Source organism: Nitratidesulfovibrio termitidis HI1, from assembly GCF_000504305.1.
GTDB classification, from domain to species: Bacteria; Desulfobacterota; Desulfovibrionia; order Desulfovibrionales; family Desulfovibrionaceae; genus Cupidesulfovibrio; species Cupidesulfovibrio termitidis.
The window spans coordinates 1011445-1033624 of record NZ_KI632512.1 but is presented as its reverse complement, the minus strand read 5'-3'; the positions used below and the strand labels follow the sequence as shown (position 1 = coordinate 1033624).

At 66.3% G+C, this 22180-nt stretch carries 20 protein-coding genes and 1 tRNA gene; 11 read left to right on the top strand and 10 right to left on the bottom strand.

The window, feature by feature from the left end:
• Positions 1-181 precede the first annotated feature (181 nt).
• The 9 genes from DESTE_RS04255 to DESTE_RS04215 all read right to left on the bottom strand — a co-directional run bounded on the left by DESTE_RS04255 (position 182) and on the right by DESTE_RS04215 (position 7078).
• Complete coding sequence (locus DESTE_RS04255) at positions 182-1069, bottom strand: flagellin N-terminal helical domain-containing protein (protein ID WP_035065360.1); 888 nt, start codon at positions 1067-1069, stop codon at positions 182-184.
• Between the two features lie 491 nt (positions 1070-1560).
• Positions 1561-2121, bottom strand: coding sequence for a YidH family protein (locus DESTE_RS04250; RefSeq protein ID WP_245590722.1), 561 nt, complete (start codon positions 2119-2121; stop codon positions 1561-1563).
• A 60-nt stretch (positions 2122-2181) separates the two neighbouring features.
• On the bottom strand, positions 2182-2433 hold the full coding sequence (locus tag DESTE_RS04245) for a hypothetical protein (RefSeq protein WP_156925267.1): 252 nt from the start codon (positions 2431-2433) through the stop codon (positions 2182-2184).
• Positions 2434-2706: 273 nt separating this feature from the next.
• Positions 2707-4119, bottom strand: a complete 1413-nt coding sequence (locus DESTE_RS04240) for a PQQ-dependent sugar dehydrogenase (protein ID WP_035065355.1) — start codon at positions 4117-4119, stop codon at positions 2707-2709.
• A gap of 219 nt (positions 4120-4338) precedes the next feature.
• Positions 4339-4881 carry a GNAT family N-acetyltransferase gene (locus tag DESTE_RS04235; RefSeq protein ID WP_035065352.1) on the bottom strand — a complete coding sequence of 181 codons (543 nt, stop codon included), beginning with the start codon at positions 4879-4881 and terminating at the stop codon, positions 4339-4341.
• A 335-nt stretch (positions 4882-5216) separates the two neighbouring features.
• The gene (locus DESTE_RS04230) at positions 5217-5990 is read right to left on the bottom strand and encodes a C40 family peptidase (protein WP_245590721.1); all 774 of its coding nucleotides are present in this window, start codon (positions 5988-5990) and stop codon (positions 5217-5219) included.
• 288 nt (positions 5991-6278) lie between these two features.
• A complete protein-coding gene (locus DESTE_RS04225; RefSeq protein WP_035065348.1) occupies positions 6279-6584 on the bottom strand; it encodes a HigA family addiction module antitoxin in 306 nt (101 codons plus the stop codon).
• Between the two features lie 9 nt (positions 6585-6593).
• The gene (locus DESTE_RS04220) at positions 6594-6872 is read right to left on the bottom strand and encodes a type II toxin-antitoxin system RelE/ParE family toxin (protein ID WP_035065346.1); all 279 of its coding nucleotides are present in this window, start codon (positions 6870-6872) and stop codon (positions 6594-6596) included.
• A gap of 128 nt (positions 6873-7000) precedes the next feature.
• A tRNA-Pro gene (locus DESTE_RS04215) sits at positions 7001-7078 on the bottom strand.
• Positions 7079-7371: 293 nt separating this feature from the next.
• Here DESTE_RS04215 and DESTE_RS04210 point away from each other — a divergent pair.
• The 7 genes from DESTE_RS04210 (at position 7372) to DESTE_RS04180 (ending at position 16749) form a co-directional block, all read left to right on the top strand.
• Positions 7372-8496: a protein-glutamate methylesterase/protein-glutamine glutaminase gene (locus tag DESTE_RS04210; RefSeq protein ID WP_035065343.1), complete on the top strand. Its 1125-nt coding sequence runs from the start codon at positions 7372-7374 to the stop codon at positions 8494-8496.
• Between the two features lie 169 nt (positions 8497-8665).
• Positions 8666-10591, top strand: coding sequence for a HEAT repeat domain-containing protein (locus DESTE_RS04205; protein ID WP_035065340.1), 1926 nt, complete (start codon positions 8666-8668; stop codon positions 10589-10591).
• Positions 10591-11469, top strand: a complete 879-nt coding sequence (locus DESTE_RS04200; RefSeq protein ID WP_035065339.1) for a CheR family methyltransferase — start codon at positions 10591-10593, stop codon at positions 11467-11469. Before DESTE_RS04205 ends, DESTE_RS04200 begins: the two co-directional genes overlap by 1 nt.
• Positions 11470-11613: 144 nt before the next feature.
• Positions 11614-12387, top strand: a complete 774-nt coding sequence (locus DESTE_RS04195; protein ID WP_035065336.1) for a ParA family protein — start codon at positions 11614-11616, stop codon at positions 12385-12387.
• Positions 12384-13094, top strand: a complete 711-nt coding sequence (locus DESTE_RS04190) for a chemotaxis protein CheW (RefSeq protein ID WP_035065334.1) — start codon at positions 12384-12386, stop codon at positions 13092-13094. The genes DESTE_RS04195 and DESTE_RS04190 overlap by 4 nt, the downstream gene beginning before the upstream one ends.
• Before the next feature lie 10 nt (positions 13095-13104).
• Positions 13105-13473 carry a response regulator gene (locus DESTE_RS04185; RefSeq protein ID WP_012611924.1) on the top strand — a complete coding sequence of 123 codons (369 nt, stop codon included), beginning with the start codon at positions 13105-13107 and terminating at the stop codon, positions 13471-13473.
• A gap of 159 nt (positions 13474-13632) precedes the next feature.
• Complete coding sequence (locus DESTE_RS04180; protein ID WP_035065330.1) at positions 13633-16749, top strand: chemotaxis protein CheA; 3117 nt, start codon at positions 13633-13635, stop codon at positions 16747-16749.
• Between the two features lie 278 nt (positions 16750-17027).
• Here the strand turns inward: DESTE_RS04180 and DESTE_RS04175 are convergent, their stop codons facing one another.
• Positions 17028-17984, bottom strand: a complete 957-nt coding sequence (locus DESTE_RS04175; RefSeq protein ID WP_035065327.1) for a hypothetical protein — start codon at positions 17982-17984, stop codon at positions 17028-17030.
• Positions 17985-18253: 269 nt separating this feature from the next.
• Here DESTE_RS04175 and ybgF point away from each other — a divergent pair, with 269 nt between their 5' ends.
• The 4 genes from ybgF (at position 18254) to DESTE_RS04155 (ending at position 22096) form a co-directional block, all read left to right on the top strand.
• Positions 18254-19120 carry a tol-pal system protein YbgF gene (gene ybgF / locus DESTE_RS04170; protein WP_035065325.1) on the top strand — a complete coding sequence of 289 codons (867 nt, stop codon included), beginning with the start codon at positions 18254-18256 and terminating at the stop codon, positions 19118-19120.
• Between the two features lie 283 nt (positions 19121-19403).
• Entirely contained in the window at positions 19404-20711 is a 1308-nt protein-coding gene (gene dprA / locus DESTE_RS17115; RefSeq protein ID WP_245590720.1) for a DNA-processing protein DprA, read from the top strand.
• A 54-nt stretch (positions 20712-20765) separates the two neighbouring features.
• Positions 20766-21260, top strand: coding sequence for a hypothetical protein (locus DESTE_RS04160; RefSeq protein WP_035065322.1), 495 nt, complete (start codon positions 20766-20768; stop codon positions 21258-21260).
• Entirely contained in the window at positions 21257-22096 is an 840-nt protein-coding gene (locus DESTE_RS04155; RefSeq protein WP_035065319.1) for an HDOD domain-containing protein, read from the top strand. The genes DESTE_RS04160 and DESTE_RS04155 overlap by 4 nt, the downstream gene beginning before the upstream one ends.
• Positions 22097-22180: the final 84 nt, after the last annotated feature.

The window sequence follows — 22180 nt, the reverse complement described above, 5'->3', positions numbered from 1 at the left end:
ATCCGTAAGGTTCGCTTTGCTCACCTAACGGCTGAGGCTCGGTCGAATACGAGAAGAACTCGTTGCGGTCGCCATCCGTAATGCTCGAAGACTCGCATAACGGCTGCCGCATACTCCCTCATGTCCGGTTCGCTTTCCTTGCCAGCGATGAAAAATCCAGGTTTGCCGTCCCGCCCTCCTATTACGTGCCGAGCAGGTTCAACGCGAGACGGGGCAGGGAGTTGGCCTGCGAAAGCATGGCCACGGCCGACTGGGACAGAATCTGCTGGCGCACAAATTCCGTCATTTCCATCGACACGTCCACGTCCGAGATGCGCGATTCGGCGGCCTGAAGGTTTTCGGCCTGGATCTGCAGGTTGCTGATGGTGTTTTCCAGACGGTTCTGGAGGGCGCCGAGCGAGGCGCGGATCTTGTCCTTGGAGATGATGGCGTTGGTCAGGCCTTCCAGGGCCGCCTGCGCCGCAGACTGGGTGGAGATGGACTTGCCCTTGCCGTCGGCGGCCTGGGCACCCACGCCAAGGGCGGACGCGGTCGCGTTGCCGATCTTGATGTAGTAGTAGTCTTCCGCGCAGTCGTTGGCCGAACCGAAGTGCACCTTGAGCTTGCCGGAGGCTTCGATGCCCGAGCCGTCGTGAGCACCGGAAAGGTGCCCGTTCAGCAGGTGCACGCCGTTGAAGTCGGTGGAATTGGCGATTCGGGTGATTTCCGAGGCCATGGCCTGGTATTCCGAATCGATGATCAGGCGCTGGTCCGAGGTGTAGGTGCCGGTGGCAGCCTGTTCGGCCAGTTCCTTCATGCGGATCAGCTTTTCGTCGATGACGCCCAGGGCGCCGTCGGCGGTCTGGATCAGCGAGATGGCGTCGTTGGCGTTGCGCGCGCCCTGATTGAGCGACGCGATGTCGGCACGCATCAATTCGCGGATGGCGAGACCGGCGGCGTCGTCGGCAGCGGTGCCCACGCGCAGGCCCGAAGAGAGCCGACGCACCGAAGTGGCGAGCTTGCCGTACGACAGGCTCAGGTTGTTGGTGGCATTCATCGCCATCAAGTTGTGATTGATAACCAGTGACATGACCATTCCTCCTTGAATGTGTCGTCACGACTTCCCTTGCCAAACTGGGGGACGCGGCCTTGCGCCTGTGGCGCGGAAATCACCTCCGGTTGGCCGTAGATTCTCCCCTCCCCACTCGCCGGTCCTATCGGCGGCTATAAAAAGCACTTTAGGGCTGGGGGCACTGTTTTTTTGTTTTCTCCTGTAACCTTTCCGTATCAACGTGTGATTACTTGCATTATCTGTCGCGTTATTTTCTGCGGCACGAGGGAGCGCGACAGGGGGCTGCCCCATCGCCATGGCGGCAGAAAATGGAGCCTCCCGTGTCGAGCGGTGATGGGGGCGGCAGGCAGCGGCATGCCAATGGCCGGACGCAAAAAGGCCCGCGCGGCGGATGCCGAACGGGTCAAGACGGGCCAAGATGGGGCAAGATGGGGCAAGCCAAGCTGAGCCGGGATGGGCAGGGTGGCAGGAGGGGGCGGCGCCTGTTGCGTGCAGGCGGGCGCGCGAAGTTATTTCAGGAATTCGGCCAGGGCGTTGTTGCGCTCCTTGAGCATGCGCAACGTCCGTTCCTGTTGGCGCAGGCGGCGCACGGCCCGCAACGAAAGCCACGCCCCCAGCACCAGCAGGGCCAGGTTCAGCGTGCCCACCGGCAGCAGGAAGTGCAGCACGTCTTCGGTGTCGTAATAGCGCGAGGTGGCGATGAGGAAGGTGGTCAGCGACATGGGCAGGGCCACGATGGCGATGCCCGTGCGCAATGCGGCCAAAGAGGTACGCTTTTCCGCCAGGACCAGTTGCGCCTCGTTGATGATGATGGGGGCGGGGGGCGGTGGGCAGGTCGCTTCGTCAAGGGGTACAGGCGGGCTCGGGGCAACGGCCTGAAAGTCCATCGGGGCTGGCTGACTGGATGAAGGCGCGGGGTGCCCGGTGGTCGCGGCGGCTGGCGGCGCGGTGTGGTCGCCGCCCTGACCGGGCTGTGAGGGGTGACCGGGCTGTGAGGGGTGACCAGGCCGTGAGGAGTGGCCGGACTGCGAAGACTGGCCGGGCTGGGCAGGCTGGGAAGGTTGGGTCATGGTACGTCCGGCGGGTGCAGGCATGGCGTGTGAAAAGGTGCTTGTCCGATGGGCTGCGGGTCAGGAGTGGGAGGTCTTGCTCACGCCCACGTCATACTGGCCGCGCGAACGCACGACGCAGCCCGGTGCGAGCGCAAGGGCCAGTGCCAGCGCGCAGACCAGCACCAACCGGGTCCGATGCGCAACGCGGTTGGTTTCCTCGGTTCCCTGGCGCGGACCACGGGACGATTCCGGGGCGGCACCATACGCAGGGCCATCGGTGCGGCCATGCATGTGTCCTGACGTGCATTCGGAAGCGGGCAGGGTTGCCATGGAAGACCTCTGGCCGTTGCAGTGAATGTTGCGCCCTTCGCATAGTAGCGCGCGCGGAAAAAATGGCAACCCCACGAGTTGTCCGGCAGTGGCGGCACCTGCCGCTTTCCGCTCGCCCTTCCTGACGTCCTTCGTGCAGCCCGCATGTCGGCCACCACGGGGAGTCACCATGGGGAACCTCGGCTTGCCGGACGCCAGACACGCGTCTGGCCGACAGCAGCATCCCGTGAACCGGCGGGCCGGCCGGCGGGCAGGTCCCCCCCCCCGGCCCCTTTAGCGACCGGCGTAGCGGATGCGGTAGATGGCCCCGGCGTAGTCGTCGGCCACCAGCAGCGAGCCGTCCGGCAGCATCAGCAGGGCAGCGGGACGCCCCCAGGGTGATCCGCCGCGCAGCCAGCCTTCGGCAAAGGGTTCGTAGGATACGGCCCGTCCCCCTTCCAGCCGCACCAGCGTCACCCGGTAGCCGATGCGCGTGGAGCGGTTCCATGAACCGTGTTCCGCGATGAACACCTGCCCGCGATACTCGGCGGGAAACTGCCGTCCGGTATAGAAGGCCATCCCCAGCGAGGCCACGTGCGGCCCCAGATTGCGGGCCGGAGGCGTGGCGGCGGCACAGGTGCCAAGCTCGCCGTACTCCGGATCGGCAATGGTGCCGCCGTGGCAGTAGGGAAAGCCGAAGTCCAGCCCCGGACCGGGGGCGCGGTTCAGTTCGTCGGGGGGCAGATCGTCGCCCAGCCAGTCGCGGCCGTTGTCGGTAAACCACATTTCGCGGGTTTCCGGATGCCAGTCGAACCCCACGGTGTTGCGCACCCCGCGCGCAAACACTTCTTCGCCGGTGCCGTCGGGCCGCATGCGCAGGATCACGCCGTGGCGCGGCCCGGTGCGGCAGATGTTGCACGGCGCGCCCACGGGCACGTAGAGCAGGCCGTCCGGCCCGAACCCCAGCACCTTGGTGCCGTGGTGCGTCTCTGACGGCAGGTCGGCGCGCACGATGGTCGGTGCGGGTGGTGGCGCGGCGGAAGCGGATACGGCAGGAACAAGACCGGATGGCGCGGCGTCGGTCCCGGCATGCGCCCATTCCTCCACCCGGTCGTAGCGCAGCAGGCGCGACACGGCGGACACGTACAGTGCCCCTTCATGAAAGGCCACCCCGGCGGGCAGCGTCAGCCCCTCCGCAAGGCGCAGCACCCGCAGGGGGCGCAACGCATCATCCAGGGGAAGGGCGTGCACCAGGCCTGCGCGCAGGGAACCCACGAACAGGGTGCGCGTGCCAAGGGCCATCTGCCGGGCGTTGGGCACCCGGGCGTACAGTTCCACCGTGAAGCCCGGTGGCAGACGCAGTTCGTCCAGTGGCAGGTCGTCGGGCACGGCCAGCGCGGCCGGGGCCGGAGGCGCCACGGAAAGGGCAACCACGGTGCGCGGGGCGGCCACGGGGGCATCCAGCTGGGGCGGAACGGCAGCTGCGGCGTGAACCGGCAGTGCCAGCAGGGCCAGCCACAGCAGGGCGATTATCCGGAAGGAGGCGGCGGGCACTGCGGCGATGCAGCGGACCGGGCGAATACTGGCGACGGGCCGGACCAGCCCGACAGATCGGGCCAGCCGGACAGGCCGGACAGGCCGGGCCAGTCGGGCAAGCCGGGCAGATCGGACGGAATGGATGCATGGTGGGACGGTCACGGTGCGCATGCGGCCTCCCTGCGGTCTTGCTGATGAAGGGGCGGTGCGTGGACGTGCTACGTGGACGTGCTACGTGGGCGTGATCGACGGACGTCCGGCGGCGTTGCGCAAAAAAGAGCGGCCCGGCGCGGGAAACCTGTCGATTTCACCACTGTTGCAGGGCCGCGTGGAAATGGCAAGCAAAGGTCGCGCTGTTGCACTCCCTTGCCATGGTCGTCGGGGGGGGCGTCAGCGTTGCAGTGGCAGGGGGCGCCAGCAGAAGTCGGTGCCCGGCAGGGCCGCATAGCCGATGCGCTGGTAAAATTTGGTCAGGCTGACCAGCGACCGCTTGGGGTCCACCCCGATGCACTGCGGTCCGATGAGGGCAAGGTCTTCCGGGCGCAGCCAGTCCAGGCAGAACTGCAAGGGGCACGGGCGCAGCAGCGAGGCGCCGCACTCGGCATGCAGCCACGAGCGTTCCAGCATCTGGCGGGCAAGGCCGTAGCCCCGGTAGGCGGGGGCCACCAGCAGCACGTCCACGTAGGAAATGGGCGCGTCGTGGGTGGCGGCCATGGCGAAACGCACGGCGTCCACGGCCTCGCGCAGGTCGTCGTGGTTCAGGCCGGCCAGTGCGGCTACGCCTTCCAGGTTGTGGTATTCAAGAACAAAACCCCGCAGTCGCCCCACCACGCGCCCGTTGTGCAGGGCGTCGATGGTGTAGGGATGGATTTCCGGGTCGGCAACGGGTTCTACGGTCAGGTGGGTTACGCAGCTTGCGTGTGTCGGGTGCATGGGAGGGAGGGTTTTGGTTGCGGGCGGCGGATGCCGCGCGGTTTCGGCGTATCAGAGCGCGGCCCGGCCCGCAACCGCAGGATGAAGGCAGGACTGGTGCGGATGCGCGCGGGCGCGGTGGCGGCACGTCGGTAGTGGAAACGGGGGAGTCGGATCGGTGAAAGTGAACTGGGAGAATTGAACAGGGGGGACTGAACGGGGGGATTGAAGTGGGGAGTCGAATCAGGGGGGCTGTGGGAAGGAGCGACAGCGCGCGGAGGCGGCGATGCGCCGCACCAAAACGAACGCGCCGGGCAGGCCCGGCGCGTATGGATGCGGCATGAACGGCTGCGAGCCTAGAATACCCGCTTGGCCCCGGCCCACTGGTTGCACCACGGCTTGGCGTTCAGCTTTGAAATGACCACACCGTCGGACGAACTGCTGTGGATGAACTTGCCGTCCTCCAGATAGATGCCCACGTGGTGGATGCGGCGCTTCTTGCTGCGCTTGAAGAACACCAGGTCGCCGGTTTGCAGCTGTTCGCGGCGGATGGAGCGCCCTTCCAGAAACTGCGACTGCGAGGTGCGCGGCAGGTCGACGCCCACGTTCTCGTATACCCAGCCGGTAAAGCCGGAGCAGTCGAACCCCGTCTCGCCCGAACCGCCCCGGCGATAGCGGGTGCCCAGCTTGGACATGGCCACGTTGACCAGTTGCATGCGCGCGTCGATGGCGCTCATGTCGTCGTCGTCTTCAGCCTTGGGGTGATGGTCGCCGGTTTCATCCATGGCGGCCAGGGCTTCGTCCAGTTCGGCAATGTCGCTGAGCACGCCATCGGCCAGGGTGTCGTCGCCGTCTTCCTCGTCCTCGGAAAACCGGGAATCGGAGCCGTCGGAATGGGCGGATGCCTCGTAACGTGAGGCGATTTCGCAGGATGCCCCGGCTCCTTCGTTGACGGTATCGGATTCCGCGGTGGCGGCAGGCTGGCTCGCGCCCTGCGCGGCTCTGTCTGTCTGGCCGGGCTGCGAAGGCTGGCGGACACAGGCGGGACCGGCCAGGGCCAGGGCGAGCAGCAGCGGCAAAAGGCGGGCGCAGGCGCGGTAGAGCGGCGACGGTCCGTGCTTTGTCGTCATGTGCATGGCGGCTTAGGGGGTGTTGGCGGTGGTGGTGAATGGGGAGGTGAATGCGCAGTGTGCGGCGGCACGCCCTGCGTTGCGGGGCCTGCGGCCATCCGGTGCTTGGAGAATCAGGACAGGAACAGGAGTTCGTGAGTGTGCGGCGGAGACGAATGTTTCATGCCGACGTTTCCTTGGTGCCAAGAAAACGACGTTTTGGCAACCCGCTCGTGACGGGGGGCGCAAGCTGCTGGTCACATGCTGGAGAATTCTTGAAGAAAAACAGAGGGACGCGCTATCCTGCTGTCAGCACGCCAGGGATGCGCCAGCGGAAGGGTGCGGCCGTATGTGCAAAAGGTCATCGCCCTTGTCGCGTTCCACGATGGACAGGTCGTATGCTGCCTGAAGGTTCATCCAGAATGCGGCGCTGGTGCCGAAGAACCGCGACAGCCGTGCCGCCGTGTCGGCGGTGACGCCGCGCCGCAGGTGGACGATGTCCGCGATGCGCGTGGCAGGCACGCCAAGGGCAACGGCAAGGGCGTGCGGCGTGATGCCCAGGGGGGCCAGGAATTCTTCGCGCAGGACTTCGCCGGGGTGGGTGCGTATGCGCATGGCGGCCTCCTAATGGTAATCCACGATTTCTACAGCGTGGGCTGTCCCGTCTTGCCAGACGAAGCAAATGCGCCACTGGTCGTTGATCCGTATGCTGTGCTGCCCTTGCCGGTCGCCTTTGAGCGCTTCGAGGCGGTTGGCGGGCGGAATGCGCAAGTCGTCAAGACCGGCAGCGGCGTCGAGCATGTCGAGTTTGCGCAGGGCGACGCTGGCAAAGGCGACGAATCTGCGGGCTGGTGCGCCTTCGAAGAGAGCCCGTGTTTCCTTGCACCTGAATGACGAGATCATTGTCCGCCCAGCGTTTACCGTTTCGCGGTAAACTAGGCTGTGCGGCCCGAGCAGTCAAGTCTGCCAGGCATGTATGTGCACCAACGAAAAAGGGCTTGTGGTGGTAACCACAAGCCCTTCGACCATTCTGGTCGGGATGAGAGGATTCGAACCTCCGGCCTCAGCGTCCCGAACGCTGCGCTCTAGCCAAGCTGAGCCACATCCCGTCGAGGAAGAGGTGTTTAGCGCGGGTGGATGGGAATGGCAAGCGTTTTTATGGGCGGTTGTCAAAAAGAGTGCGTTCACCTATTGTACATACGGCCAAGTTTACTGGGGGCTTCGTGGCTCAGGGCGCGCTGCGCGGGCACATCCCCGTGCCGCAAGCATCCTGAAAGTCACGCCCGGCAATCTGGCCCACGCTACGGAGCATCACTGCAAATCGCACGCGAGTTCCGGGGCCGGAACATTCGTTCCGGTAGAGGGAGGAACCCGACGCCCGGACGTTCTTTAGGAGACTCGAGTGATCACGGTTGTCGTCGTCGATGATTCCGCCTTCATGCGCAAGGCGCTTTCCAGCATGCTTGAAAAAGATCCCGAAATCAGCGTGGTGGCCGTGGGCCGCGACGGTGAGGAAGGGCTTGAACTGGTGCGCAAGCACAACCCGGACGTGGTGACCCTGGATATCGAAATGCCGCGCATGGACGGGTTGACCGCCTTGCGCCGCATCATGATGGAAATGCCTCGCCCGGTACTGATGGTCAGTTCGCTGACCACCGAGGGGGCCGAGTCCACGCTGAAGGCCCTGGAACTGGGCGCCGTGGACTTCATTCCCAAGCAGTTGTCCAAGGTTTCGCTGGATATCGTGCGCATAGAGGATGAACTGCGCGAGAAGGTGAAGGAAATTTCGCGCCGCAAGTTCCTGCGCACCCCCCGCACGTTCCGTGCCCCCCGCCCCGTGGGCGAAGGGGGCTCTTCCGCGTCTTCCTCCTCGGGGGCAATGGGCGCGGTGGGGGGCGCACCTTCCGGTGGCGACGGTTTCCGTCCGGTGCTTACCCCGCGCACGGGGCGCCCGGTGCGCGACATCGTGGCCATCGGCGTTTCCACCGGCGGGCCGCCCGCCGTGCAGAAGGTGCTGTCGCAGCTTCCGGCCGACTTTCCCGCCAGCATCCTCATCGCCCAGCACATGCCCGCCGCGTTCACCGGTCCCTTTGCCAAGCGGCTGGACGGCGTGTGCCGCATCGCGGTGAAAGAGGCGGAAAACGGTGAACGCCTGCGCCCCGGCACCGCGTACATCGCGCCGGGCGGCAAGCATCTGCGGGTGGACCAGAAAATCAGCATGGTAGAGGTGGTGGTTACCCCCGAGCCGGCGGAGGCGCTGTACAAGCCCTCGGCCAACGTGCTCATCGAGTCGGTGGCGCAGGCCATGGGCCGCCGCACCCTGGGGGTAATTCTTACCGGCATGGGCAGTGACGGCCTGGAAGGCATGCGCGTGCTGAAGCAGAAGGGCGGCAGGGCGTTGGCGCAGAGCGACGCCACCTGCGTGGTCTACGGCATGCCCAAGGCCATCGTGGATGCCGGGCTGGCCGATGAAATCATAGACATAGACGACATGGCCTCTGCCATAATGGCGGGACTGTACAAGTAGCCCCGGCAAGACACCGCGCTGGCGCGGTGCCGCAGGGCGCCCGGTGGGCACGGCGCCGGACGCGACCGGACAATACCGGGTGCGTTCGGGTGCCGGAACAGGACGGAAAGGCCGCAGGGCGGCACCGGGTCAGGCAATAGGGCCAGCCATTCCACGGAAGGACGGGAGTATGTCCGAACAGCAGATCATCGAGCAACTCCAGAGCGATGACGGCGAGGCAATCCGCGAGGCGGCCTATGCCGCCGGGAACCTTCGGCTGGAAAGCGCCGTACCGCATCTGGTGGCGCGCATCCAAAGCCACAACATCGGGGTGCAGGAAGCGGCCGACCGGGCCCTGCGCAAGATCGGCGGTATTGCCGCCGTGCACGGGGTGCTGCCCCTGTTGCGCTCGGACGACGCGCCCATCCGCAACATCGCCATGGACGTGCTGCGCGAGATCGGGGCCGACGACTTCGACTCGCTGAAGCAGTTGCTGCATGACGATGACCCCGACATGCGCATTTTCGCATCCGACATCCTTGGCACCTCGGAAAGCATCCTTGCGGTGCCCTCGCTGTGCGAGGCGCTGCTGCGCGACCCCGAGGTCAACGTGCGCTACCAGGCCGCCGTCAGCCTTGGCACCCTGGCCTTCCCCGAGGCGGCGGAGTGCCTGAACAAGGCCATGATGGACGAGGAATGGGTGCAGTTTTCGGTCATCGAGGCGCTGACCAAGATCCGGGCCGAATCGTCGGTCAATGCGCTGGTCAATGCGCTGGATGCGGCCTCGGACCTGGTGGCCTCCATGATCGTGGATGCCCTGGGCGAGATGGGCAACATCAAGGCCGTGCCGCTGCTGCTCAAGCGCCTGGACAAGTCGCCCGGGCCGCTGCGCAACAAGATCGCCAAGGCCATCGTCAACGTGCTGGGCGGCAAGTCGCTGTCCCTGCTGGGCGAAAAGGACAGGCTGCGCCTGCGCGACTACCTGCTGGCCGCCATGGACGACGAGGACGAGGACGTGCAGAACGCCGCCATGCGCGGCCTTGCCAGCATCGGCGGGGCAGAGGCGACGGAGGCGGTGCTGAAGGTGGCCGTGGCGCTGGACCCCGACCGCGACCATGAACGGCTGGTGGCCTGCGTGCACAGCCTGGCCGACATCGGCTTCAACAGCGCGGTGGACCGCCACGTGCGCGGCGACGACGAGCACACCCTGCTCATCCTCGTCGAGGCCATCCGGGGCATGCCCAGCCGCCACGGCATCGACGTGCTGCGCGGAGTGTTCTGGGACAAGCCGCGCGACGCGCAGCGGGCCATGTCCACGGTGCTGGCAGAACGGTGCGACCCCAGCGACCGCGACTTCTTCATCGACGTGCTGGACCGCCACAACGACGCCCACGTGCTGAAGGCGGCGCTGCACTACCTGGGCCGCCGGGCCAAGGCGGTGGAGGCGGGCGAGCGCATGCTGGCCCTGCTGGAACACCCCTACGACGACGTGAAGGAAGCCGCGCTGGACGCGTGCATCGCCCTGAACAACCCCACCATGAACGCCCGTTTTCGCGAATCGTTCCGCAGCCCCGATCCGCTGCACCGCATGATGGCCGTGTATGCCATGGGGCGCTTTGACGTGGACGAGAACCTGGCCGAACTCACCGAGGCGCTGGAAGATGAAGTGCCCGACGTGCGCAAGGTGGCGCTGGAGGCGGTGGCCAACGTGTGCCCCTTCACCAGCGAACGGCTGGAACTGGTGGTGCCCCGGCTGCATGACGAAAACCGCGAGGTGCGCCTGGCCCTCATAGAGTTGCTGGGCAACTGCGGCGAAGGCAACGTCTTTCCCTACCTGATTCAGGCCCTGGACGACCCGGACGACTGGGTGCGGGTGCGGGCCATCGAGGCGCTGGGTTCGCTGAAGGACGCCGACGCCGTGCCGCAACTGGTGGCCCTGACCGAAAGCGCCGGGCACCTGGTGCTGCTGAAGGTGGTGGAGGCGCTGGGCGCCATAGGGGGCAACGTCGCGTTCCGGGCGCTGCTGCACCTGATGGAATCGGAGGACCCCGAGGTCCAGCAGGCCGCCGAGACGGCGGCCGCCCGCATCCACGACGAACAAGGAGTGGATGACTGATGTCCTCGCTGTTCTCCAACTCCATCACGCTGCGCAAGGAACAGAAGATATCCGACGAGGAGTTCGTGCAACTGCGCGATTTCATCTACCAGCAATGCGGCATCTATATTGCGGAAAACCGCAAGTACCTGGTGGAGAACCGCCTGTCGAACCGCCTCAAGGAACTGAACCTCAAGAATTTCGGAGAATACTACTACTACCTGCGGTACGACGCCAACAAGCGGACGGAACTCAACCGGCTGTTCGAGGTGGTGACCACCAACGAAACCAGCTTCTACAGAAACCCTCCGCAGTTGCAGATCTTTCAGGAACACGTGCTGAAGACCACCCTGAACGAACTGCGCGCCAAGGGGCAGAAGCGCCTGCGCATCTGGTCGGCGGGGTGCTCCACGGGTGAAGAGCCGTACACCATGGCCATCATCCTGCACGAAGTGCTGAAGACCGAGCTTGCCAGCTGGGACATCAAGATCACCGCCAACGACCTGTCGGAGGCGGTACTTGCCTCGGCCCGGCGGGGCGTCTATTCCGACTACGCCCTGCGCACCACCCCCAAGGAAATCATCGACCGCTACTTCATCAAGGAAGGCACCCAGTTCAAGGTGGACCCCAAGCTGAAGCAGATGGTGAACTTCGGGCAGATCAACCTCAGCGACCGCATGGGGCTGAAGCGGGTGGAGCGCTCGCACATCGTGTTCTGCCGCAACGTCATCATCTACTTCGACGACGAGATGAAGAAGCAGGTCATCGGCTCGTTCTACGACAACCTGTTGCAGGGCGGCTTTCTGCTCATCGGGCATTCGGAGTCGCTGCACAACATCACCCGCGCCTTCAAGCCGGAACACCATACCGGCGCCATCATCTACCGCAAGCTGGAATGACGGCGGCGGCAAGGGAGACGGCAACGTGACGGAACGGAACCAACCCGTGTCCGGGGCGGCGGGCACGCCCGGAACGCCCCCGGCGGACATGGACGGCATGTGCTGCATGGGCGACATGTGCGAGACGGGCGCAAGGGACGGTCGATGGGCGCGCGCGTAGTGGCCATCGCCAACCAGAAGGGGGGCGTGGGCAAGACCACCTCCACCCTGACGCTTGGCGCGGCGCTTGCGCGCCGGGGCAAGCGCGTGCTGATCATGGACCTGGATCCGCACGCCAACGCCTCGGTGCACCTCCGGTTCTACCCGGAGGACCTGGACGTGACCATGTACGACCTGTTCATGGTCGACGAGGCGTCTTGGCCCGGCCTGTGGAAGCGCCTGGTGCGCCGCAACGAAGGCCAGGCCTGGGATGTGGCCCCGGCAAGCATCCAGCTTGCCGAACTGGATGTGGACCTGAAGGGACGCAAGGGCAAGGGAGCGATACTGCAACAGGCCATCGCGCACGTGCGCGAGGACTACGACTTCATCATCATCGACTGCCCGCCGCACGTGGGCATCCTGCTGGTGAACGCGCTGGTGGCCTGCGATTTGCTTGTCATTCCCATCCAGACGGATTTTCTGGCGCTGCACGGCCTGAAGCTGTTGTTCGACACCATCCGGGTGCTCAACAAGGTGTTGCCGCAGCCCATACGGTACCGGGCCCTGGCCACCATGTTCGACAGGCGGGCCAGGGCGTGCAACAGGGTGCTCGAACTGCTGGCGCAGAAGATGGGGCCGAAGATGTTCAACACGGTGGTCGGCATGGATACCCGCTTTCGCGAGGCCAGTGCGCAGGGCAGGGTGATCTACGATCTCGACCCCGACAGCCGGGGGGCGCGTGCCTATGACGCGCTGGCCGAAGAGATGCTGCAATCATGACCCAACGTTCACCCGAGGAGTACTTCCGCCAGCACGATTTCGGCTCGGAAGCGGCCACGGGCGGCGGGGGCGAGTTCACCGCCGCCGAACGGGCCTTCATGCAGAAGTATCTGGGCGTGGAGGAAGGCGACATCCTGCGCCGCATCGGCATCGATCCTGCCCGTTCGGGCGGGGCAGGAGCAGCCGCCGGGCTCGCCGGGCCCGCCGGGCCCGAGGACGAGTCGGAATCGCTGGACGCCCGCCTGCGCAACGAGCCGGTCTTGCAGATGGTGGGGTTTTTCCTGGGAGCCCAGGAATTTGCCGTGCCCACGGAAGCCGTGCAGGAAGTCATCAAGTATGCCGCGCCCACGCGCCTGCCCGCCGCCCCGTCGTTCGTGGCGGGCATCGTCAACCTGCGCGGGCGCGTCACCCCGCTGGTGCGGCTGCGCGAACTGCTGGGCGTGCCCAGTGGGGGTGGCGACGGGGGCGATGCCGCTGGCAGTGAAGACAAGTTCATCATCGTCTGCCGCAGGCGGGGCCTGCAAATGGGCATGATGATCGAGCGCGTGCACACCATGTACCGGGTGCCGCAACAGGATATCGACTGGGCCATCGAATCGCATCTCGGTATCAGCGTCGACTTTGTTTCCGGCCTGCTCAAGGCGGACGAACGCCTGATAAGCATCGTTTCGGTGGACAAGATACTCGATTGTGTTCTGAAACGCTGAGGAGGCACTCATGAGCAAGCATATATTGATCGTGGACGACTCCAAGACCGTTCGCAACCTGGTTGCCTTCATAATGAAAAAGGAAGGCTTCAAGGTTACCACGGCGGAGGACGGACTCGACGGTCTGGAGAAACTGTACTCCTCCGAAAAGGTAGACCTGATCATTTCCGACGTGAACATGCCGCGCATGGACGGGTTCACGTTCATCAAGACGGTGCGAGAGCAGGAAGCCTACCGCGACCTGCCCATAGTGGTGCTGTCCACCGAAGGGCAGGAAAAGGACATCCAGATGGGCATGAGCCTTGGCGCCAACCTGTACATGGTCAAGCCCGCCCAACCGGAAAAGATGGTCAAGAACATAAAGATGCTGCTCGGTTGACCGATACGATGCAATGTAGTGGTTCTGAACGCGCGGCGTTGCGCCGTGCCAAGGCTTTCTGGGGGCCCGGAGAAACCGACGGATGCGGCCAGGGCGCCGCGCCGCGCGGCATCCCGGCTATCGAGCACGGCCACGCCCCGGCCTACCTGAGGTGAGGGTATGAGTCAGGATTTCATGGATCCGGAAATATTCGCCGATTTCATCGTCGAAGCCAAAGAGCACCTCGAGACCATCGAGCCCAACCTGCTCGAACTCGAGAAGGCGCCGGACAATCTCGCGCTGTTGAACGAGATATTCCGCCCCATGCATTCGCTGAAGGGCGCGTCCGGCTTTCTGGGGCTGAACCGGATCAACGGCCTTGCGCACCGTGCCGAAAACATCATGGACGAGTTGCGCAAGGGGGATATGACCGTCACCTCCGAGATCATGGACGTCATCCTCTCCGCAACGGACGCGTTGCGCCAGATGGTGGACAACCTTGATACCACCGGCGGCGAGGGCGATGTGGAGACGGAATCCATCATCGCCACCATCGATGCCATCATGGCTGGCGGCGCACCGCCAGCGGCCCCGCGCCCCGCGCCCGCCGCGCCCGCGCCCGCGCCGGAACCCGCCCCGGTGGTCGAGCCTGTTGCGGCTGCGGCTCCGGAACCTGCGCCCGCACCGGCCCCCGTTGCAGCCCCGGAATCCGTCGTTGCTGCGCCGCAGGCCCAGGCCGAATCCGAGGCCCCGGTGGAAGGCGGCTCCGCGGAATGGATCGCTTCGCTGGCACCCACGGAGCCCTACGCCCTTACCGCCTTCGGCGAAGGGCATCTCAAGGACTTCATCGACGAAGCCCGCGAGATGGCGGAAAATCTCAGTTCCGGGCTGCTGGAACTGGAGCGCAACCCCACGGAGCAGGGCGAACTGGTCAACGACCTGTTCCGCTTCTTCCATAACCTCAAGGGCAACAGCGGCATCATCGGCTTTGCCGAACTGAACAGCCTGACCCACGAGGCGGAAACCCTGCTCAACAACGTGCGCCGGGGCGAAATGACCGGCTCGCACGAACTGGTGGACCTGCTGCTGCTGGTGGTGGACCTGCTGGAAGCGCTGGTGGCGCGCATCGACCCCGCATCTGGCAACGTCACCCCGTTCGATATTTCGGTCATTCTCGAATGCCTGCGCAAGGCGGTGGCTGGCGGTGACATCACCCTGCCCGAGGGCCTGGGAGCCCGTCGCAACGGCGGGCCCGCCGCTGAAGCCCCGGCGTCGGAAGCCGCGGCCAGCGCGACTGCCGCAGCCAGCGCGACTGCCGCAGCCAGCGCACCTGGCGCAACTGACGACGAAGACGCCCCGTCGCCGCCCGCAGCCCCCGGCTACGACCCCGACGACGTGGCCCTGTTCATCAATACGGTACGCCAGCAGATGGACAACGTGGGCGTGGCCCTGAAGACCCTGGCCGTGGACGGCACCCAGCGCGAGTATGTCGACGCGCTGTACCGGTGCCTGGTGACCATCCAGAATTCTTCCGGCTACATGGGGTTGGACGACATCCGCGTGTACGCGGAGCGCACGGCGGGCCTGGTGGATCAGGCGCGTTTTTCGGGCATGGATTTCAGCCTGATGGTGGACCTGATGGAACAGGAAACCTCCATCATCGGCGACATGCTGGAAAAGCAGATCGCCCGCATCAGCACGCCCGCACCTGCTCCGGCTCCCGAAGCAGCCCCGGCTGCCGCGCCCGAAGCCAAGGCGGCTTCCGCCCCGGCGGCGGAGGTCAAGGCCGTTGCCGCGTCGGCTGATGCTTCGGCGGACGCCGATGACGAGGACGCGGAGGACGACGACGCAGCGGTGGTCACCATTTCCTCGGTGACCGGAACCTCCGCGCCCGCAGCGGCGGTGAAGCCTGCGGCTCCGGCCCCTGCCGCTGCCGTGTCCGCACCTGCCGCACCCGTCGCACCGGCCAAGCCTGCCGCACCTGCCGCACCCGGCGCACCTGCCAAGCCCGCGGCCCCGGCAGCTCCTGCCACTCCTCCTGCCGCTTCCGGCGGTCAGGGCGCCGCAGCCGCGCAGGCCCAGCAGGCCGGAACGGCCAAGGCCTCGTCCACCATCCGCGTGGACCACGAAAAGCTGGACCACCTGATGAACCTCATCGGCGAACTGATCATCAACCGCAACCGCTACACCATGCTGGCCCGCAGGCTGGAGGACGACACCAACGTCGTCATCGCCGAAGTGGCCCAGGATCTGTCCGAAACCACCTACGCCATGGCGCGCATTTCGGACGACCTGCAGGACACCATCATGAAGGTGCGCATGGTGCCGGTGTCGTCGGTGTTCTCGCGCTTCCCGCGCCTGGTGCGCGACCTGTCGCGCAAGAGCGGCAAGGAAGTGGACCTGATCCTGGAAGGCGAGGAAACGGAACTGGACAAGAGCGTTGTGGAAGTCATCGGCGACCCGCTGGTGCACCTCATCCGTAACGCGGTGGACCACGGCGTGGAGTCCGAGGACGAGCGCGTGGCCAAGGGCAAGAAGGCCAAGGGCAAGGTGGTTCTGCGCGCCTACCACAAGGGCAACTCCGTCGCCATCGAGATCGAGGACGACGGCAAGGGCATCGACCCGGAAAAGATGCGCGAAGTGGCCGTGCGCAAGGGCATCATCACCCCCGACGAGGCAAAGGCCATGGACGACCGCGAAGCCATGGAACTCATCTTCGCCCCCGGTTTCTCCTCGGCGGAAAAGATCACCGACATCTCCGGGCGCGGCGTGGGCATGGACGTGGTGCGCACCAACATCAAGAACCTGAAGGGCAGCGTCAGCATCCATTCGGAGATCGGCAAGGGAACCCGCTTCACCCTGTCCCTGCCGCTGACGCTCGCCATCATCGACGCGCTGATGGTCAACGTGGCGGGCGAGATGTACGCCATCCCGCTGGACGCCGTGTCCGAAACCACCAAGATCGAGGCGCGCCGCCTTACCGACGTCAAGGGCCGCAAGGCCGTGACCCTGCGCGGCGAAGTGCTGGGCATCGCCTCGCTGTCCGAACTGCTGGGCCTGCCCAAGGGCGACAAGCAGGACGTGCTGTCCGTGGTGGTCATCCACGACAACGACCGGCGTCTCGGCCTGGTGGTGGATCGCCTGCTGGAACGGCAGGAAATCGTCATCAAGCCTCTGGGCGCCTACCTTGGGGACCTCAAGGGCATCTCCGGCGCGACCATCATGGGCGACGGCAGCGTCATCCTGATCCTGGACCCGCACGAGGTGTACATGATGGCCACTTCCAAGGCCATCTAAGGCCTGTCGGCGTTGTGGTCCTTTTGCCCCCTGCCTGCGTCAGAACGGCTTTTTATTCCGGTCGAATACTATAAGAGCGCGCTGCGGTCGCCATCCGTAATGCTCGAAGATTCGCATAACGGCTGCCGCACTCCCTTCATAAAAAGCCGTTCTTCCTTGTCAGGGAACAAAAATCCTCATAACGCAGACAGGCCTCAAGCAATAGCTTTATCGAAACTGAAACGCCCCCGTCCGGCAGCACCGGGCGGGGGCGTTTTTCTTGTGAATCCGGAACGGCGTTACATGGGCGCGTGCAAACGCACCACATAGGCCAGGGTGCTGGCCTCGCAGCCGCAGGCGATCATCAGCAGCACCAGCGCGGTCACGATGCCCACCTTGTGGCGCAGGGGCGTGGCGGAACGGATCACCGTGCCCCACAGGCCGCAGGCGGCCAGCGGCAGCACCAGCGTGCCGATCAGGGGCAGCAGGGGGGGCAGGGCCGTCAGGTCCGGGCTGGTCAGCGTGGCGGCGCGGTACAGCACGTACACGCCCACCGGCAGCGCGCACAGGGTGCCGCCCAGGGCCCAGCGGGCGCTTACACCCAGGGCGTAGTTGTAATAGTCGCGGCCAAAGTCGTCCTTGTCGCGGCGGGTCAGCAGCCAGGCCAGGCACAGCGCACCGGCGGCTCCTGCGGCCACGAAGGCCGATTGGCCCAGTACCGGCCACAGCAGTGAATCCGTGGGGGCCGCGATGAGGGCGTTCATGGTGTCGGCGGGAGAAGCGGCGGAGGGCAGGGGGTGCCCCGGCACCAGCAGGGCGCGGGCCAGGGCGAAGCTGGTCACCGTGGCCTCCAGGCCCCCGATGCCTGCGGCCAGCCCCACGAAGCGGTGCATGACCGAACCCCGGATGTGCCGCCAGCCGAACAGGTAGATGCCCGCGCAGATCATGCTGCCCGCCAGCAGGGCGGGAGGGGCCATCAGGGGCACCCGGAACGGCCCTTCCACCAGGTCGGGCTGCATCTGGACCATGCGGACCATGACGGCCACGGTCACGGCCAGCAGTATTGCGGCGGCCAGGGTTGCCAGCAGGGCGCCCTGGCGGGCCAGCTTGTCGGGGAAGGCGGTGCGTTTGGTTTCGGACAGGCGCTGCCAGGCCAGGCACAGAAACGGCAGGCCCGTCACGGCCAGCAGCAGACAGGCCAGAATGCCGCCCGGCAGTGCCAGCGACCAGACGGCGGCATCGGGAAACAGAATCATTCGCGAAAGCTCCGTTGGGGTGACGCGGTGCCCCGGAAGGGCGGTGCCGCACCGGTCTTGTGCCCCAAAACCGCTTGGGGCGCAAGGGCGCGGGCCTGGCGGCAGCCAGCCGTGGCTGCGTGGGGGCGGGCCGTGGCCGCTGGCGCGGGCGATACCGCGCACTGCCCGGCCGGAGCGCGGCGGCGCGTGGATTTCCTTGAAAAAATGACGGCCATCGCCTATGGAGTGTACAGTTCCGTCAACGTACACGGCCAGTTCGGAGATTCCTCATGCAGCATCGGCGGATTCGCGCATCGGCGGCATTGCTTGTTCCGGCCCTTCTACTCGCCACGGTCCTTTGCTCCGGCTGCGCCGGACAGGGGACAGGACAGGGGACAGGACAGGGCGCGGCGCAGGGCAGCACCGAATGGCGGCTGCGCATGCTGGAGGAAAAGTACCTTTCCTACGAAGAGTCCCGCAAGGCCCGCGACGGCTCGGTGGACGAGCGGCTGCGCGCACTGGAGGAAAAGCAGGCCGCACTGTCCGCCCGTGTGGATGGCGACCGCGAATCCGATGGCCGCAGGCTCGACGCGCTGGAAGGCGCGCTTGCGGGCAAGACGGGCGGGGCAACTCCTGCCACCATGTCCGCCACGGCTTCGGAGGGCACACCGTCTGTCGACGCCGATGATCTTGGCAAGGGCGAGCGTCGCGTGCAGCCGGAACCGGTCAAGGCCGCTCCCGCCGCCAAAGCCGCGCAAAAGCCGGAACCCAGGCCCGCCAAATCCGTTTCGGACAAGGCCGCCTACGCGGCTGCGCTGAACCTGCTGCAACGCGGCAAGGCCGACGAGGCCCGCGTGGGCTTCGAAGGGTTCCTGAGCGACTACCCCAACAGTTCGCTGGTGCCCAACGCCCTGTACTGGAAGGGCGAGTCCCTGTATGCCCAGCGCCGCTACGCCGACGCCATCGTGGCCTTCAAGGAGGTCACGGCGCGCTTCCCCAAGCATCACAAGGCGGCGGATTCGCTGCTCAAGACGGCGCTGGCCTACAAGCAGTTGGGGGATGACGAGAACGTGCGCTTTCATCTGAAGGCGCTGCGTGAAGACCACCCCGATTCCCCGGCCGCCAAGCTGGCCCGACAGCGCTTCCCCAACGGGTAGCCTGCCCGCGCCCCGTCATGGCTTCCCAGCCTCCCGCCCCCGAACGCCCGGATAGCCCAGGCTTCCGCAGCATGCCGTCCGGCCCCTCCGCACTGCCCGCCTTTGCCGACCTGGATGCGGCGGGCCGCGCCGAATTGTGGGCCGCACTGGCCTTGCGCCACAGCCCCGGCATCGGACCGCGTACGGTGCGTCGCCTGCTGGCCGGGTTGGGGTCCGCGCTGGCCGCCGTGCAGGCGGCGGACCGGGGCGGGCAGGACTGGACACGGGCGGGGGTGCGACCCACATGGCTGCGCCGGTGGCGCGCGGCGTGTGGCGCGACACGGCCCGGCAGGAATGGGACGCGGTACGCGCCTGCCGGTGCTCCATCCTGCTGTGGACCGACCCGCGCTACCCGGCCCGCCTGCGCGAAGTTTCCGACGCTCCCGCCGTGCTGTACTGCCGGGGTGACGCATCCCTGCTGGCCAACCACGCCGTGGCGGTGGTGGGTTCGCGCCTGTCCTCGCGGGCCGGGCGCGGGGTGGCCGCCGACATCGCCTACAGCCTTTCGGCGGCGGGCGTCACCGTGGTGTCCGGCCTTGCGCGCGGCATCGACCGCGAGGCGCACGTGGCCGCGCTGGAAGAGGTGGGCTCCACCATCGGCGTGCTGGGCACGGGCATTGACGTGGTCTATCCGCCGGAGCACGCGGAACTGTTCACCCGCATGGAGGCCACGGGGCTGCTGGTGTCGGAATACGCCCCCGGCACGCTGCCCCTGCCCGGGCACTTTCCCGTGCGCAACCGGATCATCAGCGGATTTTCGGTGGGGGTGCTGGTGGTGGAGGCAGCGGCCCGCAGCGGCAGCCTGATCACCGCGCGTCTGGCGCTGGAGCAGGGGCGCGAAGTCTACGCCGTGCCCGGACCGGCCACGGCCCAGTATACCTGCGGCTGCCGCGGGCTGCTGGAACAGGGCGCGCGGCCCGTGACCACGGCGGAAGACATGCTGGCGGACCTGGCCCCGGTGCTGGGCATGGAGCTGGCCGCATTGGCCGCGCCGTGCCCGATCCCCGGATGGGGGGGCTGGGGCGGTTGGGACGACGACCCGCTGGACGGGTTGTTTCCGCCGCATTCTCCAGTCTTCAACGGTGCGTCGGATTTTCCGAACACCGCACCGGGCAGGGATGCGGCGGCGGGTACACCCACCGACGGCATCAAGCCCATTCCGCGCGATGCCGCCGATCCGCTGCGTAACTTTTTCGATGAAACAGCCGTAGTATCTGCCGGACAGGCCATGCAGCCGTCAGCGGAATCCGTTGCCGTGCATCCTCCGTTGCCCGCTTCATCCGGCCCGCCTGCGCCCAGGCCAGCACCGCGCCCGGCGCGCCCCCGCAAGTCGGCATCCTCCGCAGCATGCCCGCCCTGTGGCCGTGATGGCGCCGGCGATGGCCCTGATGACGCCATCCTGGCCTTCCTGCACGGTCGCCCCGGCGCCCATGTGGACGACATATGCCGCGCGCTGTCCATGGGGGCGGCGGACGTCAGCTGCCGCCTCGTGTTGCTGGAAGTAAAGGGCGGCGTGCGCCGGTTGCCCGGCATGCGCTACGAGCGTATGTAGGGGACGCGCATCTACAGGATATGAACGGCGGGCATTGCCCGACCGGGGAAGGATATGCAGAAGATACCGCTAGACCTCGCCGCACCCGGCATGAAACTGGCCAAACCCGTCACCAAGTCCGACGGGCTGGTGCTGGTTGGCGCAGACGTTGAACTGACCACCACCATCATTTCGCGCTTCCGCGCCAGCGGGGTGCAGTCGCTCACCGTGCAGGGCCGCCCCGTGGACCTTGGCGACGACGGCGGCAACGACCTGGAGCGCATCGCAGGGCGGCTGGACCACCTGTTCCGCAAGCACGGGCAGGACAGGTTCATGGTCACCCTGCGCAACATGCTGCGCCGCTTCTTTGCCGAGCGCATCGCCGCCGCCAGGGCGGCGGAAGAGGCCGAGGCGGCCGCCATTGCCGCCGCTGCCGAGGCCGCACGCGAAGAAGCGGAAGCCCAGGCCGCGCAGAACCGCATCCCGCTGGTAGACGAGGGGCCGGAAGGCGTGCCCGCCCGCCCCGAAGTGGCCAACGGTAACGGCGCGCCACGGGAGAACGGGCAATGAGCGAAGACCTGCGCACCATCTACAAGGGGCGGCTGCTGGCGGTGAAGGACCTGCCCACGCTCCCCACGGCGTTGCAGGAAGTTTCACGCCTGCTGGAACTGCCCAACACCACCACCGACCAGGTGGCCAAGGTCATTTCCTTCGACCAGGTGCTGGCGGCCAAGGTGCTGAAGATGGTCAACTCCCCCATCTACGGCTTTCCGGGGCGCATCGGCACGGTAAAGCACGCCCTGGTGCTGCTGGGGTTCAACGTCATCCGGGGGCTGATCATCTCCACCTCGGTCTACGACGACATGAACCGCGCCATGCGCGGCCTGTGGGACCACAGCGTGGGTTGTTCGCTGGCCTGCGGCGAACTGGCCCGCGCGCTGGGCATGAAAGACCCGGAAGAATACGCCGTGGCCGGGCTGCTGCACGACCTCGGCAAGGTGGTGTCGGCTCTGCAACTGCCCGAGGCCAAGGCCAGGGTGGACGCGGTGGTGCAGGAACAGGACCTTCTGTACATCGACGCGGAAACACAGGTGCTCGGCTTCGGGCACGACCGCATCAATGCCTGGCTGGCGGAACACTGGAACCTGCCCCCGGCCATCCGCGAGGGCATGGCTTTCCACCACAAGCCCATGAGCGCGCGCATCTACCCGCAGATGGCCTGCGTGGTGCATGTGGGCAACTTCATGGCCCGGCTGTTCGAGTACGGTTCCGGCGGGGACGACAACGTGCCGCCGCTGTCTCCGCACGCCCTGAAGCTGCTGGGCATGAACCAGAGCGCGCTGGAAGCGCTGCTGGACACCCTGTGCGAGAAATTCGCCGATGCCGGGGAACTGGGCTTCGCATGATTTCTGACGCCACTCTGCCGTTGCGCCAGTCGCCGCCCCCATCGCCGCGCCAATCATTTTGCCGGGCGTCGTGCCTGTCGTCGT